The organism is Anabaena sp. TISTR 8404 (genome assembly GCF_056847745.1).
Genome location: NZ_CP180578.1, coordinates 6,233,193 through 6,249,680, shown reverse-complemented (window position 1 = coordinate 6,249,680; position 16,488 = coordinate 6,233,193). Strand labels below are relative to the sequence as shown.

General features: G+C 41.1%; 10 protein-coding genes. 5 read left to right on the top strand and 5 right to left on the bottom strand.

Annotated elements, in window-relative coordinates; genetic code table 11:
* Positions 1–636 precede the first annotated feature (636 nt).
* From ACMX3D_RS27020 to ACMX3D_RS27010, 3 genes are all read left to right on the top strand, one after another.
* On the top strand, positions 637–2,493 hold the full coding sequence (locus ACMX3D_RS27020) for an NAD(P)H-quinone oxidoreductase subunit F (RefSeq protein ID WP_482748856.1): 1,857 nt from the start codon (positions 637–639) through the stop codon (positions 2,491–2,493).
* A gap of 77 nt (positions 2,494–2,570) precedes the next feature.
* The gene (locus tag ACMX3D_RS27015) at positions 2,571–4,073 is read left to right on the top strand and encodes an NADH-quinone oxidoreductase subunit M (RefSeq protein ID WP_482748855.1); all 1,503 of its coding nucleotides are present in this window, start codon (positions 2,571–2,573) and stop codon (positions 4,071–4,073) included.
* 103 nt (positions 4,074–4,176) lie between these two features.
* Positions 4,177–5,307, top strand: a complete 1,131-nt coding sequence (locus ACMX3D_RS27010) for a CO2 hydration protein (protein ID WP_482748854.1) — start codon at positions 4,177–4,179, stop codon at positions 5,305–5,307.
* A gap of 39 nt (positions 5,308–5,346) precedes the next feature.
* On the opposite strand, the gene ACMX3D_RS27005 is transcribed toward ACMX3D_RS27010, so the two are convergent.
* The 3 genes from ACMX3D_RS27005 to ACMX3D_RS26995 all read right to left on the bottom strand — a co-directional run bounded on the left by ACMX3D_RS27005 (position 5,347) and on the right by ACMX3D_RS26995 (position 7,064).
* Positions 5,347–5,655: a P-II family nitrogen regulator gene (locus ACMX3D_RS27005; RefSeq protein ID WP_482748853.1), complete on the bottom strand. Its 309-nt coding sequence runs from the start codon at positions 5,653–5,655 to the stop codon at positions 5,347–5,349.
* Positions 5,656–5,659: 4 nt separating this feature from the next.
* Positions 5,660–6,631 (bottom strand): sodium-dependent bicarbonate transport family permease, encoded by a 972-nt coding sequence (locus tag ACMX3D_RS27000; RefSeq protein ID WP_482748852.1) that lies wholly within the window; start codon positions 6,629–6,631, stop codon positions 5,660–5,662.
* A gap of 103 nt (positions 6,632–6,734) precedes the next feature.
* Positions 6,735–7,064 (bottom strand): hypothetical protein, encoded by a 330-nt coding sequence (locus ACMX3D_RS26995; RefSeq protein ID WP_482748851.1) that lies wholly within the window; start codon positions 7,062–7,064, stop codon positions 6,735–6,737.
* A gap of 678 nt (positions 7,065–7,742) precedes the next feature.
* On the opposite strand from ACMX3D_RS26995, the gene ACMX3D_RS26990 reads away from it, so the two are divergent.
* On the top strand, positions 7,743–9,311 hold the full coding sequence (locus tag ACMX3D_RS26990) for an efflux RND transporter periplasmic adaptor subunit (RefSeq protein ID WP_482748850.1): 1,569 nt from the start codon (positions 7,743–7,745) through the stop codon (positions 9,309–9,311).
* Between the two features lie 143 nt (positions 9,312–9,454).
* Entirely contained in the window at positions 9,455–12,589 is a 3,135-nt protein-coding gene (locus tag ACMX3D_RS26985; RefSeq protein WP_482748849.1) for an efflux RND transporter permease subunit, read from the top strand.
* A gap of 106 nt (positions 12,590–12,695) precedes the next feature.
* Here the strand turns inward: ACMX3D_RS26985 and ACMX3D_RS26980 are convergent, their stop codons facing one another.
* Together ACMX3D_RS26980 and bicA are read right to left on the bottom strand one after the other, a co-directional pair.
* Entirely contained in the window at positions 12,696–14,093 is a 1,398-nt protein-coding gene (locus tag ACMX3D_RS26980; RefSeq protein ID WP_482748848.1) for a cation:proton antiporter, read from the bottom strand.
* Positions 14,094–14,186: 93 nt separating this feature from the next.
* The gene (gene bicA / locus ACMX3D_RS26975) at positions 14,187–15,872 is read right to left on the bottom strand and encodes a bicarbonate transporter BicA (protein ID WP_482748847.1); all 1,686 of its coding nucleotides are present in this window, start codon (positions 15,870–15,872) and stop codon (positions 14,187–14,189) included.
* Between the last annotated feature and the right edge of the window lie 616 nt (positions 15,873–16,488).

The window sequence follows — 16,488 nt, the reverse complement described above, 5'->3', positions numbered from 1 at the left end:
TCCAATCAGTACTGTGGTTTGAAAATTTTGACGGGGAAGCTCATCTTGAGCAAAAAGACACTTCCAAAATAAGCATAGGAAAGCTTGGCTCCCCTGGCAATATAAATTAGTATAATAGTTTATAATAAAAAAGTTTTAAAAAACTTAATTCTTCGTTATACCAAGTTTCTGCTCTCTTTAAGTCCACTGATTCCAAGAGCAGGCGCTTATGCTTTATAATTTTTTTATTAGATATACAAAACGCTATTCATAGCCAAGACTAATTCTGTCTGGTGAGGAAGGGAAACCACTGCATCTTTTGCTGTTACTATCTTTCCTCTAATTTGTAGTATGGCAACAAGAATACCTAAAGAGTATATAATTTTTTCAAATATATCTTATAAACTTATCTGCTAAAAAGTAGAAATACAAATTTACAAATGAGCATGATTTAAGAGGAGGATGGCAAATTTGAATATGTAAATTACAGTTTATTGGTTGAACTCTATCAACAGCATTTAACTCACAAATACTAATTGCAAATCCTGTAAAATAATAATTTAACAAAGATTTGAGTTTTTTAAAAAATTTTTAGTCAACAATTGTTTTGCAAAGGGTTAAAAAATCAAGACTGAGTCGTAAGGGTAAATAAATTAAATGAATCAGTTTCTATTTTCAACAAGTTGGTGTGTGCCTTTATATAGCTTGATAGGCGCACTTTTAACTTTGCCCTGGGGGATGGGGATAATTAGAAGAACAGGCCCCAGACCAGCGGCTTATTTAAACTTGTTGACTACTGTTTTGGGCTTTGCTCATAGCTTATTTGTATTTAAAGATGTTTGGGACAGAGAACCAGAAAATATACTGGTTAACTGGTTTCAAGCTGCGGATTTAAATTTATCCTTTGCATTAGAACTTTCGCCTGTGAGCATTGGGGCAACAGTTTTAATCACAGGGTTAAGTTTGTTGGCGCAAATTTACGCCCTAGGTTATCTGGAGAAGGATTGGTCGCTGGCACGTTTTTTTGCGCTACTTGGTTTTTTTGAAGCGGCACTGAGTGGTTTAGCAATTAGTGACTCTTTATTTCTCAGCTATGCCTTGTTAGAAGTCCTAACCCTTTCAACCTACTTGTTAGTAGGCTTCTGGTACGCGCAACCTTTAGTAGTGACGGCGGCGCGGGATGCTTTCTTAACCAAGCGTGTAGGAGACTTGTTATTGCTGATGTCTGTCGTCACGCTGTCTAGTTGGGCAGGCAGTTTGAATTTCTCAGATTTGTATGAGTGGGCGCAAACAGCTAATTTAAGCCCAGTTGCATCAACTTTACTAGGTTTGGGATTAATTGCTGGGCCTGCGGGTAAGTGCGCTCAGTTTCCCTTGCACTTGTGGCTAGATGAAGCAATGGAAGGGCCAAACCCCGCTTCAGTAATGCGAAATTCGCTGGTAGTGGCGGGTGGTGCATATATCTTATACAAACTGCAACCAATTTTGGCTTTATCACCAGTAGCGCTGAATGCGTTAATAGTGATGGGTTCGGTGACAGCGGTGGGTGCAACATTAGTATCGCTGGCACAAATTGATATTAAGCGGGCGCTTTCTCATTCCACTAGTGCATACATGGGACTAGTGTTTTTGGCGGTAGGGATGCAACAAGGGGGTGTAGCCCTGATGTTGCTGTTGACTCATGCGATCGCTAAAGCATTATTATTTATGAGTTCTGGTTCGATTATCTACACTACCAGTACTCAAGATTTAACAGAAATGGGCGGTTTATGGTCGCGGATGCCAGCTACCACCACCGCCTTTGTTGTGGGTGCGGCTGGGATGATTACTTTGCTACCACTGGGCAGTTTTTGGGCAATGCTGTCATGGGCTGATGGTTTGGTAGCAATTAGCCCTTGGGTGATTGGCATTTTAGTCGTAGTTAATGGCTTAACAGCCTTAAACTTGACACGGGTATTCCGATTAATCTTTTGGGGTACACCGCAACAAAAAACTCGCCGTGCGCCCGAAGTTAGCTGGCAGATGGCATTTCCAATGGTGACGCTGACCATACTGACGTTACTATTGCCCCTAATGCTTCAGCAATGGTACTTACTGCCAGGTGGAGAAAGTATTAATTGGTACGTAGTTGGGATATTACTAACTTCTACTGTAGTCGGAGTAGCTATAGGGTCTACCATGTACCTACATAAAGCTTGGTCAAGATCCAGAATTTTGGTGTGGCGATTTTTACAAGACTTGTTGGGCTACGATTTTTACATAGACCGCATCTATCGAGTGACAGTAGTTGGGGCAGTAGCATTGCTGTCTAAGATATCTGCTTGGAGCGATCGCTATCTAGTGGATGGCTTAGTAAACTTAGTTGGTATTTTCACCATTCTCGGTGGACAAAGTTTAAGGTACAGCATTTCCGGCCAATCTCAAGGATATATGTTGACCATCCTCGCAGTCGTCAGCATCTTCGGTTTCTTTATTAGTTGGTCATTAGGACTCCTTAACAATTTGCATTTTTAAAAGTGCTGAGTGCTGAGTGCTGAGTGCTGAGTAAAAAATCTACTCCCCATTTCCTACTCCCTAATTCCCTCCAAACTATGCTGAGTGCATTACTTTTGCTGCTTTTGTTAGGCGCAACTATTATCGGTTTTTGGCCTGGTGTTCTTGATGGAAAACTTGCCCGTGGCATAGCTTTTGTTTGTGCTGGCCTTACCTTCTTGTGGTCAGTTTTTCTAGCAATTCAATTCAACCCAAAAGAGATTAGTCAACAGTTTAGTGAATTTATTCCTTGGGTAGATGCCATAGGTTTAAGTTACAACCTTGGAGTCGATGGTTTATCTTTACCGCTCCTAATATTAAATGGACTATTGACTTGTATTGCCATCTGTAGCAGTGATAGTTCCGTACAACGTCCACGACTTTATTACTCACTTATACTTCTGTTAAGCACTGGCGTAACTGGAGCTTTTCTGGCACAGGATTTACTTTTATTCTTCCTGTTCTACGAACTAGAACTAATTCCCCTCTACCTGTTAATTGCCATTTGGGGTGGTGCGAGAAGAGGTTACGCAGCGACAAAGTTTTTGATTTACACAGCCATATCAGGCATTTTGCTTTTAGCAAGTTTCCTCGGTATGGTTTGGCTGAGTGGTGGTTCTAACTTTGCCTTAGCCAACTTGAATTCTGCATCTTTACCACTAGCTACTCAACTCTTATTGCTGGTAGGAATTTTGGTTGGTTTTGGCATTAAGATACCTCTGGTTCCCTTCCACACTTGGTTGCCTGATGCCCACGTTGAAGCCTCTACACCAATTTCTGTGCTGTTAGCTGGGGTGCTGTTGAAATTAGGGACTTATGGTTTATTGCGGTTTGGCATGAACTTATTACCCGATGCTTGGAGTTATGCAGCACCTTGGTTAGCAACTTGGTCAGTAGTCAGTGTGCTTTATGGTGCATCCTGCGCGATCGCCCAAACAGACATGAAAAAAATGGTAGCCTATAGTTCAATTGGACACATGGGCTATGTACTGTTAGCAGCAGCTGCGTCTACCCCACTCAGTGTATTGGGTGCTGTAATGCAAATGATTAGTCACGGCTTGATTTCTGCCTTGCTGTTTTTGTTGGTCGGGGTAGTATACAAAAAAGCTGGTAGCCGTGATTTAGAAGTTATTCGCGGACTATTAAACCCAGAACGAGGAATGCCAGTTATTGGTAGCTTGATGGTTTTGGGTGTAATGGCCAGCGCAGGTATACCAGGAATGGTAGGGTTTATTTCGGAATTTATCGTTTTCCGGGGTAGTTTTACAGTTTACCCTGTACAAACCTTGCTATCGATGATTGGCACTGGTTTAACTGCGGTTTACTTCTTAATTCTGATGAATCGGGCTTTCTTTGGACGCTTGTCTGCACAAGTAGTTAATTTACCACGAGTGTATTGGAGCGATCGCCTGCCATCTATAGTGTTAGCCTTACTGATTGTGATTTTCGGCATTCAACCTGCTTGGTTATCTCGTTGGACTGAACCAACAGTCACCGCCATGATAAGTGTAGATAAGGTAGTGGCAACAGTCTCTGTAGATAAGGCAAGCAAAAATAATTAAAGTAAAAAGGCAAAAGTAAAAGGTAAAAATCTTGTTACTTTTGCCTTTTTACTTTTGCCCTTTTACCTTTTATTTCCTCATTCCCAATTTTGGAGAACTGGCAATGGTGACTATTAAAAATAAACCTGTCTCACATCCTTTAGCTGAGTATGTAGCAAGATTACAAACAGGTAGTGCATTGCTACCTGATAGCCCAGAAAATGTTTTAGAAGTAGTTGGCATTCTCAAAAGCTATGGTGTGGTTTTAGATGCCTACTCAGACAATCTAATCTACATTGCTGATCATCAATTTTTAGTATTTTTTCCCTTTTTTAAATACTTTAACGACGAATTTTCTTTTGCAAAATTACTGCGTCACTGGTGGCATGATCGCATCAATTATGAATATGCAGAATATTGCATGAAAGCCATGATGTGGCATGGTGGCGGTGGCTTAGATGCTTACTTAGATACACCAGAATTTCAAGAACGAGCAAAAGCAGTTATCACCGCCAAATTTAAAAATAATCCCTTTATTTTAGGTCTAAACCAATTGTTCCCTGATTTTTTAATTGAACAGTTGCGTGTTTCGGCTTACTACAGTGGTTTAGGCCAATTCTGGCGAGTCATGGCTGATATTTTCTTGAGCTTATCAGACCGCTATGACAAAGGCGAAATTCAATCCATTCCTCAAGTTGTAGACCATATTAAAGCAGGCTTGGTAGCAGATGCCTTAAGACCAATTACATATTCGGTCAAAATTCAAGATAAAGTCTATGACATTATCCCAAAAAAGAATGGTTTAACGTTCTTAGCAGATACAGCAGTGCCTTATGTCGAGGCAGTTTTCTTCCGGGGAACTCCGTTTCATGGCACAGTTTCTTACAATGCCCAAGCTTATCAAATTCCCCCAGATCAAGCCCGATTCCAGTATGGTGCATTGTATGCTGATCCTTTACCCATTGGTGGTGCTGGTATTCCGCCTACCTTGCTTATGCAGGATATGCGGCATTATTTACCAGAATATTTGCACGCTGTTTATCGTCGCCGCCTTCGTGGTGAAGATGACTTGCGGGTACAAATCTGTATCAGTTTCCAAAAGTCGATGTTTTGCGTCACCACAGCCGCAATTTTAGGATTGATGCCTCATCCTGTGGATACCCAAGATCCATCTGAGCAAAATGCTAATCGAGTTTATTTAGAAAAGTGGATGGATAGGTTTACAACTTCACGCTTAAATGATGTGAACACTTAAGTTAAAAGTAAACTCATTTCATACTTCACACTTCATACTTCAACCAATACATCTAGTAGTCTCGATTTCCATTGCATCAGAAATAAAACAAACGCCGCCAAACTTATTTAAAGTTTGTCGGACATTTGACTCTACCAAAGGCAATTTTTCGGGGGAAAAAAAGGCAATGATATAAACGTTGTCTAGCATTGTCATGGCTAAATCGTTGGTGATTTTGCCTCTTGTTCCTTTACCTGCTACATCCTTGACTACTGAGTGTCCAGTTACGCCTGCCTTTTCTAAAGACTCTAAAATCTTACCGAGTTCGACATAATTGGCAAAGATTTCTATCCGTTTTACAGGCTGCATTATCTTATCTCCAAAACAGGTTTATGCCGTATAGATATAGGGGTATACCTACAATGATATTGAAAGGAAAGGTCACAGCTAAAGCAGTCGAAACATAGAGACTGGGATTAGCTTCTGGAACAGTTAAGCGCATGGCGGCTGGTACAGCAATGTAGGAAGCACTGGCGCATAGGACTGAGAACAATAGGCTATCTCCTTGTGACATTCCAATTGCTTTGGCAATTAATAAAGCTATGCCAGCGTTGAAAATTGGTACTAGTATCGCAAACAGAATCAAGAAAACCCCTGTTTTTTGCAAATCTTTTATTCTTCTGGCAGCTAACAGTCCCATATCTAATAAAAAGAATGTCAGTATGCCGTAAAACATATCTTGGGTAAAGGGTTTTAAAGTTTGCCAACCATGTTCTCCGGTGAGGACACCCATCAACAGGCTACCGACTAGCAAAAATACAGAACTATTTAAGAAGGCTTCTTGTAATACTTCTGACCAATTGAATTCACGATCGCTTTCGTTTACTGTAAAAACGTTAACTAATATTAAACCCACTACAATTGCTGGTGATTCCATCAGGGCAAGGGCTGCAACCATAAACCCATCAAAACTCATTCCCAGTTGGGTGAGGAAGGAACTTGCAGTGATAAAAGTAACAGCACTAATAGAACCATAAGTAGCTGCGATCGCAGCTGCATTGTAAGTATCTAGCTTGATTCGTAGAATAAAAAATGTGTAAACTGGAACAATACATGCCATTAACATTGCTGCTAAAAGGGTGAGAATAACTGCTTGATTAATCCCACTTTTGACCAGTTCCACCCCACCTTTAAACCCAATCGCAAATAGTAAATATAAAGACAATAATTTAGGTATAGGTGCAGGTATTTCTAAATCTGTTTTAACTAATACCGCTAAAATACCTAAAAAGAAAGCTAACACAGGTGGATTCAAGATGTTAGATACAATCAAGCTGACATCCATATTCCACCGCCCCTCCAAAAATTAGCTAAATACTCATCAATAAGTTTAGGGTAATATCGTACACATCTAAAATTCTTTTAATGATACTCAGCACTTTCCTTGATTAGCGGCGATCGCGTTGCAGTTGCCAAATGGCTTTATCTATGCACCAATCAATAGTGCGGTCTGGGTTTCTTCTACGTTCACAATCAATGAGTCGGTTGGCTGTAGCCACATCACCATGAACTAATTTGAGTAATTTTTGCCATTGCTGGGGATGAATGTTTCTATCGCCAGAAGGACGCGGAATTTGGTATATTCCTGTATTTTTGTGCTTATGTTTATTTATTGAGGTTTTTCTTTGGTGATAGTATCTGGAAGTTTTTTGATGGGTTTGTAGAACCAAGTAAGCTAACCGCAGAATAAACAACATTAGCATGAGCCAAAAAGACACAATTACAAGTTCCATCAAAGTTCCCAGGTAGATGCCTTATCCCACCATGCGAGTATTAGTTTGGTAAAAGCATCCGAAATTCCCGCATTTGTTTTTGAAGCTTTTTTTGTCAACATTTTGCAGAGAAGTTGTTTATTTCCTGTTCCCGCTTCCTAGCAGCTTACTGAAATAATAGTTTTTATTTATATGAGTAATTAATAATTATGAGGCTTTTACCTAAAGTATAAATAAACAAAACTTATTATTTTCCTCATAAATTTAGGGGTTAAAGGCAAAAAAGCAGATGTTTGTGTGATGGCTAATGCCTGACTCAGTTTATACACTTTTTGGACTCACACATATATAATGCAAGCAAGTACTTGCATGAATAATAATTTATTGTCAAAAACAAACCGAATCGTGCAAAGTTGATCAAAGCGGCAACTGAGGTATTTGCAAATGCAAATTTAACTAAAGCTACCATCTATGAATTTACTCATGTTACTGGGGTGAGTGAGGTAACTTTGTTTCGCCCTTTCCAGCGTTTAATCAAATAGGCGCTTGACAGGCAGAAACCTTGGCTGACAAAAATTCCTACACAAACAAGTATTAACAATTCTGTTTATTAGTATCTAACCCCAGCACTCCTATTTTCCAGCCAAGTTGCCAAAGTTTAAGTCTACTAATGAGAAAACGAAAATGTCCCAATCTGAGTTCCCTGATTCACAAGTTCCGGTTGAAACAGAAAAGCCTGTTGTTACCGACTTTAATCAGATTACACAAACAGATTCTTCACCAGAGGCAAAATCGATATCAATACTAAGTAAAAAGCGGCCTTGGCCTGTGATATTGGGCATTGTGCTGTTAATTGCAGGTTTTGGTGTGGGTTGGCGCTGGTGGCAAACTAGCCAAGCCAGTAATCCACCTGCGGCGGGAGCGGCGGCTGGTAAACCGATGGGAATTCCGGTGAAATTAGCCACGGTTGAGAATGCAACTATCCAGGAAAGTTCTGAATTTGTGGGAACTTTAGACGCACCACGTTCAGTCACACTCAAACCAGAAATTGACGGACGAATCACTCAGATTTTATTTCAAGAAGGCGATCGCATTTCCCAAGGGCAAGTAGTAATTCGCCTGCAAAGTGATGATGCCGAAGCACAACTACTCCAAGCCAAAGCTTCACTAGAACAAGCTCAGGCACGTTTAGCAGAACTCAAAGCAGGTACACGTACCGAAGAAATTGCCCAAGCCAGAGCGCAGTTAGCCCAAGCGCAAGCGCGTTTGCGAGATGCTCAAACAGGTGCTAGACCCGAAGAAATGGCTCAAGCCGAAGCCCAAATTGAGGCGGCTAAATCGGATTTAGCGCTGGCAAAATCACGCGCCGAACGCTACGCCAAGCTACAAAAAGAAGGCGCAATTTCCGAAGATCTCATGGAAGGATACCTGAGAGAAGAACGTAGCGCCGCAGCCGCCTTAGTGGTATCCCAAAAACGCCTAGAGCAACTCACTAAAGGTAGACGTTCAGATATTAATGAATTACAAGCAGCAGTTGAACAACAAAGACAAAACTTAAGGCAATTAGAAAACGGCCCCCGTCAAGAAGAAATCGCCCAAGCGCGATCGCAAGTTACGCAAGCAGCAGCTCAAGTCAAAGCCGCTCAAGTGCAATTGCAATATACTAATGTCCGCGCTCCTTTCACAGGTATTGTTGGGGATATTCCTGTCAGAGTCGGAGAATTTGTCAGCAAAGCAGACAACCTCACCACTCTCACCAGAAATGACTCCTTGGAATTGAACATATCTGTACCACTGACTCAAGCCAAACAATTACGTCTTGGCTTACCTGTGCAAATGCTGGATGCCCAAGGTCAATCCACCGCTACAGGTAAAATCAGTTTCATTTCCCCCAATGCCAATTCTAATTCTCAAACAGTTTTGGCTAAAGCCAGCTTTAGTAATGGCAGCAGGCAATTACTGAATCGCCAGTTAGTCCAAACTAAAATCATTTGGGATGAACGCCCCGGAATTTTAGTTCCAGTGACAGCTGTGTCGCGCTTAGGTGGAGAAACATTTGTGTTTGTGGCACAAGCACCAGAAAATCCTAAACCAGGAGCGCCATCCTTAGTCGCTCTGCAAAAACCAGTGAAGTTAGGAGCCATTGAAGGTAGTAATTACCAAGTACTGGAAGGACTGAAAGCCGGAGACAAAATCGTAGTTTCTGGCATTCTCAACCTCACCAACGGCGCACCCATAACTCCCACTCCCTAGAAAAGTCTGAATGATGAAGTCTGAAGTCTGAAATTTCACACTTTATACTTCACACTCCCCACTTCCTCAAAAAGCATGAAGAATGAAAAACAAAATTCCCCACTTCATACTTCATACTTCATACTTCACACTTCCTAATACCTATGTTTGTTGATTTCTTCATCAAGCGGCCAGTCTTTTCTACGGTCTGCGCGATTATTATCCTGCTGGTGGGATTAATTAGTATTCCCACACTACCTGTCGCTCGTTTTCCAGATATTAGTCCTACACAAATCAACGTTACAGCCAACTACAGTGGAGCCAGTGCCGAAGTTGTAGAAAGCGGCATCACTAATATCTTAGAAAGACAAATTAACGGAGTTGAAGGTCTGAGATATATGACCTCCAGCAGCAGCAACGATGGTACAAGCACTATTACAGTTACCTTCGATGCCACACGAGATAAAGATTTGGCTGCTGTTGATGTACAGAATCGTGTTTCCATTGCTGAAGCACAATTACCAGATGTAGTGCAGCGTACAGGAGTTAGGGTAACTAAGCAATCTAGCAATATTCTCTTAGGAATTGGTTTATATACCGAGAATAACGAGTATGACAACACATTCTTGAGTAACTATGCTGATTTGTACATAGCGGATGCGCTCAAAAGAGTCAAAGGCGTAGGTGATGTGCGAATTTTTGGTGAACGCCGCTATGCTATGCGCCTGTGGTTAGATCCAAATCGGTTAGCGACTCGCGGATTAACAACAGAAGATGTAACTACAGCATTGGCACAACAAAACTTACAAGTTGGTGCGGGAAGAATTGGACAAGAACCTGCCCCCAAAGGACAACAGTATCAAATTGATGTGCGTGCTGCCAGCCGACTCACAGAACCAGCAGAATTTGAAGAAATCGTCATTAAAACCGAAGATGATGGGACTTTAGTCAAACTCAAAGATGTTGGTCGAGCGGAATTAGGTGCAGAAAATTACAACACATTTCTAAGGTATCGGGGTAAGGATGCTGTAGGTTTGGGTATCAATCAGGTTCCTGGGAGTAATGCCTTAGATGTGGCTAAGGGAGTTAAAGCCGCAATGGCAGAACTGGCTCCGAGTTTTCCACCTGGAGTAAAATATGAAGTTGCTTTTGACACAACTATGTTTGTGGAAGAGTCTTTAGCAGAAGTTATTAAGACTCTATTTGAAGCAGTAGTGCTGGTTGTGATCGTCATTTTCTTGTTCTTGCAAGACTGGCGAACTACATTGATTCCCGCACTGACGATTCCCCTAGCGTTGGTGGGGACTTTTGCCTTCGTCAAAGCATTTAACTTTTCGATTAATAGTTTGACCTTGTTTGGTTTGACCTTAGCATCAGGGATGGTGGTAGATGATGCGATCGTTGTAGTTGAGCAAATCAGCCGTTTTATTCAAGATAAAGGTATAAATCCAAAACGCGCCGCCAGTGAATCAATGGCGGAATTATTTGGTGCTGTCATTGCTACTTCGCTGGTGTTGATGGCGGTGTTTGTTCCAGTGGCGTTTTTTCCGGGAACCACAGGTGCATTGTATCGGCAATTTGCACTGACGATCGCCTTTTCGATTGCCATTTCCACTTTTTTGGCACTGACTCTCACACCTTCATTATGTGCTTTAATGCTGCGGCAAGGTCAAAAGCCTGGGGGTTGGATTGGTTGGATTTTTGACCAGATTAACAGATTTTTAGAGTGGGTAACGCGGGGATATCAGCGATCGCTTGGGTTCCTCACACGCATTAAAAGCGTAATTATTGGATTATTTATCGTTGCCTTGGGAATGACAGCTTGGTTGTACACAAGTGTACCGACAGCCTTTCTCCCCGACGAAGACCAAGGTTATTTCATCACAATTATCCAAGGGCCACAAGGAGTTTCGCTACAATACACCAGCGATGTCATGGGTAAAGTCGAAAAAGAAATTCTGCAACTTCCCGAAGTGGTGGGAACTTTTGCAGTTGGCGGCTTTGGTTTCAGTGGTAGCACTGCCAACAGTGGGATTATCTTTACCACATTAAAACCTTGGGATGAGCGTGGAAGACCTGATCAGACAGTACAGGCACTCATTGGTAAATTGCAGGGTAAGTTCTTTGCCATTCCCGAAGCGAGAATATTTGCTGTGAATCCTCCGGCGATTCAAGGATTAGGTAACTTTGGTGGTTTTACCTTTCAACTCCAAGACCGCAGAGGTAGTGGAGGTTTAGAAAACCTAGTCCAAACAATGGGTCAATTACTAGGTCGTGCTAATCAAACACCAGGATTACAAGCTGTATTTACCACCTTTGCAGCTAACACACCCCAATTACTTGTAGAAGTAGACCGAAACAAAACCAATGCACTGCAAGTTAATGTAGACGATATCTTCTCCACCCTCCAAACTGCTTTAGGGTCACAATATGTCAACGACTTCAACCTCCAGCAGCGTAACTATCGGGTGTATGTCCAAGCCGATGAACAGTTTCGCTCTAACCCCAAAGATATCGGGCAACTATACGTCCGTTCCCGCAAAAATGAAATGATTCCTTTGAGTAACTTGGTGAAAATTACGCCCACCACAGGAGCGCAAACAATTAACCACTACAATCTCTTTCGCGCCATTGAAATCAATGGTGCAGCAGCACCTGGTTTTAGTTCTGGGGATGCTATCCAGAAAATGGAACAGGTAGCTCAACAAGTGTTACCTCCTGGTTATGGTTATGAATGGTCAGGAACAGCACTAGAAGAATTAGAATCTGGCGGTTTAGCACCAATTATTTTTGGTTTAGGACTGACTTTTGTATTCTTGGTATTAGCTGCTCAATATGAAAATTACATCGACCCTTTAATTATCATGCTGTCAGTGCCTTTAGCAATTTTTGGCGCACTGTTAGCACAATCAATGCGGGGTTTTCCTAACGATGTTTACTGTCAAATTGGTTTGGTAATGTTGATTGGTTTGGCAAGTAAAAATGCGATTTTGATTGTAGAATTTGCCAACCAATTGCGAGAACAAGGACTATCAATTACTAAAGCCGTAATTGAAGCTTCTAAAGAACGATTACGCCCAATTTTGATGACTGCTTTTTCTACTCTGTTGGGGATTTTTCCCTTAGCTGTGGCTACAGGTGCAGGTGCAGGCAGCCGTCAATCTTTGGGGACAGCAGTATTTGGTGGAATGTTAATTGCCACATTCTTGAGTTTGTTTGTTGTACCCGTTTTGTACATTGTGATTAAGTCTTTAACAGAACGGTTGCTCAAGCCACGCCAAGAAGAAACAATGTATTAAATAATTACATTCCCTTTGAACGCACTTATACTATCAGCCTCGGAATTAATTCCGAGGCTGAATGTGGGGTTAATGCAAGATATCAGAAGACAAAAATTGGCAAAACTTAGCTCATAAAATCTACTGTTTCTAAAGATTTTTTCTCTTCTGATGATTGTTTAAATGCGAAGCGTAATAAAGGTGGTGCTAAGAAAGTTGTCAAAATCACCATAATCACGATCGCAGCTTGCAATGGTTTATCAAGGGTACCACTAGCTGCACCGATTCCTGCAAAGACTAACCCAACTTCACCACGAGGAATCATCCCTACACCAACGGCTAACCGATTAATTCCCGCTTGACCAAAAACTGACCAACCTGTCACCACTTTCCCGATAATTGCTACCACAATTAAGAAAGCCGCAATAATTAATCCTTCTCGATTTCCAGGAACTACAGGGTTAAGTACACCTAAATCAACCTTCGCACCAACTGTCACAAAGAAAACTGGCACTAAAATATCAGCAATAGGTTTTACTTGCTCATCCAACTCTTTGCGTTTATCAGTTTCATCCAAAACTAAACCAGCTGCAAATGCACCTAATATCGCTTCTAAATGAATAGCATTGCCTAAAAATGCCATGAAGAAAGCAAAAATGAATGCTGGAATAATTAAGTTGCCTCGTGTTTGTAATTTATTTGCAATGGCAACAAAACTTTGATTGAAATATTTGCCCAGTAGAATGGAACCAATCAGAAATACAGTTGCGCTGACAATCAGATAAATGACATTGAAAACATCAACCTCACCAGTTTTGGCAAGACTTGCAACCACTGCCAACACAATGATTCCTAAAATGTCATCAATGACAGCTGCACCGACAATAATCTGTCCTTCACGAGATTTTAACTGCCCAATTTCTGACAAAACTTTAGAGGTAATTCCAATGCTAGTTGCTGTCAAAGCTGCACCTGCAAAAATTGCTGGAATTACCGGAGCATGAAATAACAAAATCAATCCTGTAGTGCCAGCAGCAAAAGGAACAGCAACCCCAACACAAGCTACAATTGTCGCTTGATAACCAACTTTCTGCAATTCTTTTAAGTCTGATTCCAAACCAATTTCAAACAACAGAATGATTACACCAAGTTCAGCCAGCACAGAAATAACTTCACTCTGGCTTTGAAATATTGATGTGACCGCTTCCGGAGTGAGGTTGTTAATAAATTGCAGAATAGTCATGATGATGGAGTCAGTAGCAACTGCACCGCTATCAGGAAACACCACCAAATGGAGAGCAGAAGCACCAACAACTACGCCACCAACTAATTCTCCTAATACAGGAGGTAAGTCCATCATCCGAGATAATTCTCCACCAATTTTACTAGCCAGATAAATGACTACTAAACTTAGTAATACTCCAGTCAGGACAATAGGAGCATATTCGGCTTCATTGGTTGTGGCTAATAAAGGAGGGAAATTGAACTGGGCAAATGAATTAACTATTGGTTCTGAAAACATCATGTTTTTGTGTGTGTTGCTGATCCATTCTAAAAGAATTCACAATTCGTAATTATTAATGCAATTACGAATTATGAATTAACAAATTAGGAATTACTAATAGGTACTAAGACCAGGAGTATTTGCAGTACTTGCATTAGAGCTAACTAAAGCAATGGCTTGTTGCAGCGCCTCTACACGATCTACAAACATATAATGTTGGGGAACAAATCTGCTAATGCCAAACTTCTCTAAACGTCGTTTAACTTTGCCAGTTGCACCGACAATTAACACCTGACGACCTTGTTCACTAGCATCTTTGATGGCGTTTTCAATGGCTAAAGAAGCCGTTACACCCAACATTGGGACATCGCTCAAATCCATAATCAACACATCAGAGTCAGCCATTGCGGAATGTTCACGAGCGATCGCCTTCGATACACCAAAAATCATCGGCCCACTCAGGTAGAATAACAGAACGCGTCCATTAGCCTGATCAAGCAATCTTTTCTCTTCATCGTTTAAAACAATTGCATCGTCAGTATCAGTAATTGTTTTCACTTCCTGAGCTTGTAATTCCGACAGGCGATCGATAGTTAAAATATTGGCAATGAAAACTCCCACGCCCACAGCGACAATCAAATCAACAAATACGGTTAAGAACAACACACCGTACATGATGAGTGTGCCTTTCAAAGATACCTTATGAGCGCGTTTCAAGAAGCTCCAGTCTAGAATGTCAATCCCTACCTTTAAGGCAATACCAGCCAACACAGCCATCGGGATAGTTTCGGTTAAACCAGCAGCCCACAAAACTACAACTAATAAAATTACCGCACGAGTTAAACCAGATAAAGCTGTACTAGCACCAGTTTGGATATTTACGACAGTTCCCATCGTGGCACCTGCACCAGGTAGCCCACCACACAAACCAGATACTAAGTTACCAATACCTTGACCTATCAATTCTTTATCAGATTTGTGTTCGGTACGAGTCAAACTATCAGCAATTACCGCTGTTAATAGAGTATCAATACAACCCAACATCCCCAACATTGCCCCATCAATAATCATTCTGGTGATTTCGGATGGAGTAAAAGTAGGTAATTGCAATGTTGGCAGTCCGACGGGAATTTCACCAATTCGTCTGATATCAGCATCACCGAAAATAGTCAGAGAAACTATAGTGCCGATAATTAATGCTACAAGTTGTGGAGGAGCAAAGCGCTTGAGTTTGCGTGGCATGAAGAAAATAATTGCCAGCGTCAGCAAGCCTAAAGCGGTTTCAGCAGGATTAATCTTGGTTAGTAACGCAGGCAGGTTTTGTACCATCCCCAGTACGCCACCTTTCGGGCTGGGCTGACCGACAAAAGGAGCAATCTGCAAAATAATCAGAATCACCCCAATCCCAGACATAAAGCCAGAAATCACACTGTAGGGCATGAGGGTAATATATTTACCCAACTTAAATATCCCAAAGAAAATTTGGAATATGCCTGCAAGCATGACTACGGTAAATGCCATTGCCAAACCGTTGTCGGGGTTAGTTGCAGTCATGGAACTGACAATTGCAGTCATAACTACAGTCATTGGCCCGGTTGGCTCAGAAATTAACGTTGGTGTACCACCAAATAAGGCTGCAAAAAAGCCGACACAAACGGCCCCATAAAGTCCAGCTACAGGCCCAGCACCAGAGGCAACACCGAATGCTAATGCTAACGGTAAAGAAACGATCGCAGCAGTTAAACCTCCAAATAAATCGCCTCGTAAGTTCCTAAAATGAATAGTATTAGTGAATGACATCTTGGGTTTTGGTTACAAAAATGCAAAATTTGGGTTGCTGAAAATGTCAGCTACTTGAGATAAATTTCATGTTTTATGAGCATGAAAAATCTGGCAAAGAAAATATTAATTCTTTGCAAAGCAGCAGACTTATAAAGCCTTTCTACATAGATATGCTTTGAGTAAGCGTTATCAATAGACAAGGCTGCGGTCAAAAACAGCTCAAAAAATTGATTAGAAAAACTTACGAAAATAGCAAGTTTTACTGATAAACATTGTTTATGCGGTTAAAAATAGCTTACAGCTTTATTGGTCAATGTTATTCATTGAAAAACTCTATTATTAAATAAATATTAAATTAACTGCATAGATAAACGACTATACCTACTGCATCACTTTGTTTTCAATAATTAATAAGATAGATAAAGTTTATATTAAGAATTATTTTGTATTTTGTCAGCTTAATTTATGAGAACTGACGCACAAAGGTGAGTGGTTGAGATTGAGTGTGAGGGTGTAAGGTTTTGAACATCTACACCCATACACCCTGGCCCAAACCCTTGATTTTTCATCTCACTGTGTAAATCCTGAATATATCTACTGCAACATCAATGCCAGATCGTTCAGATTGGCTGCA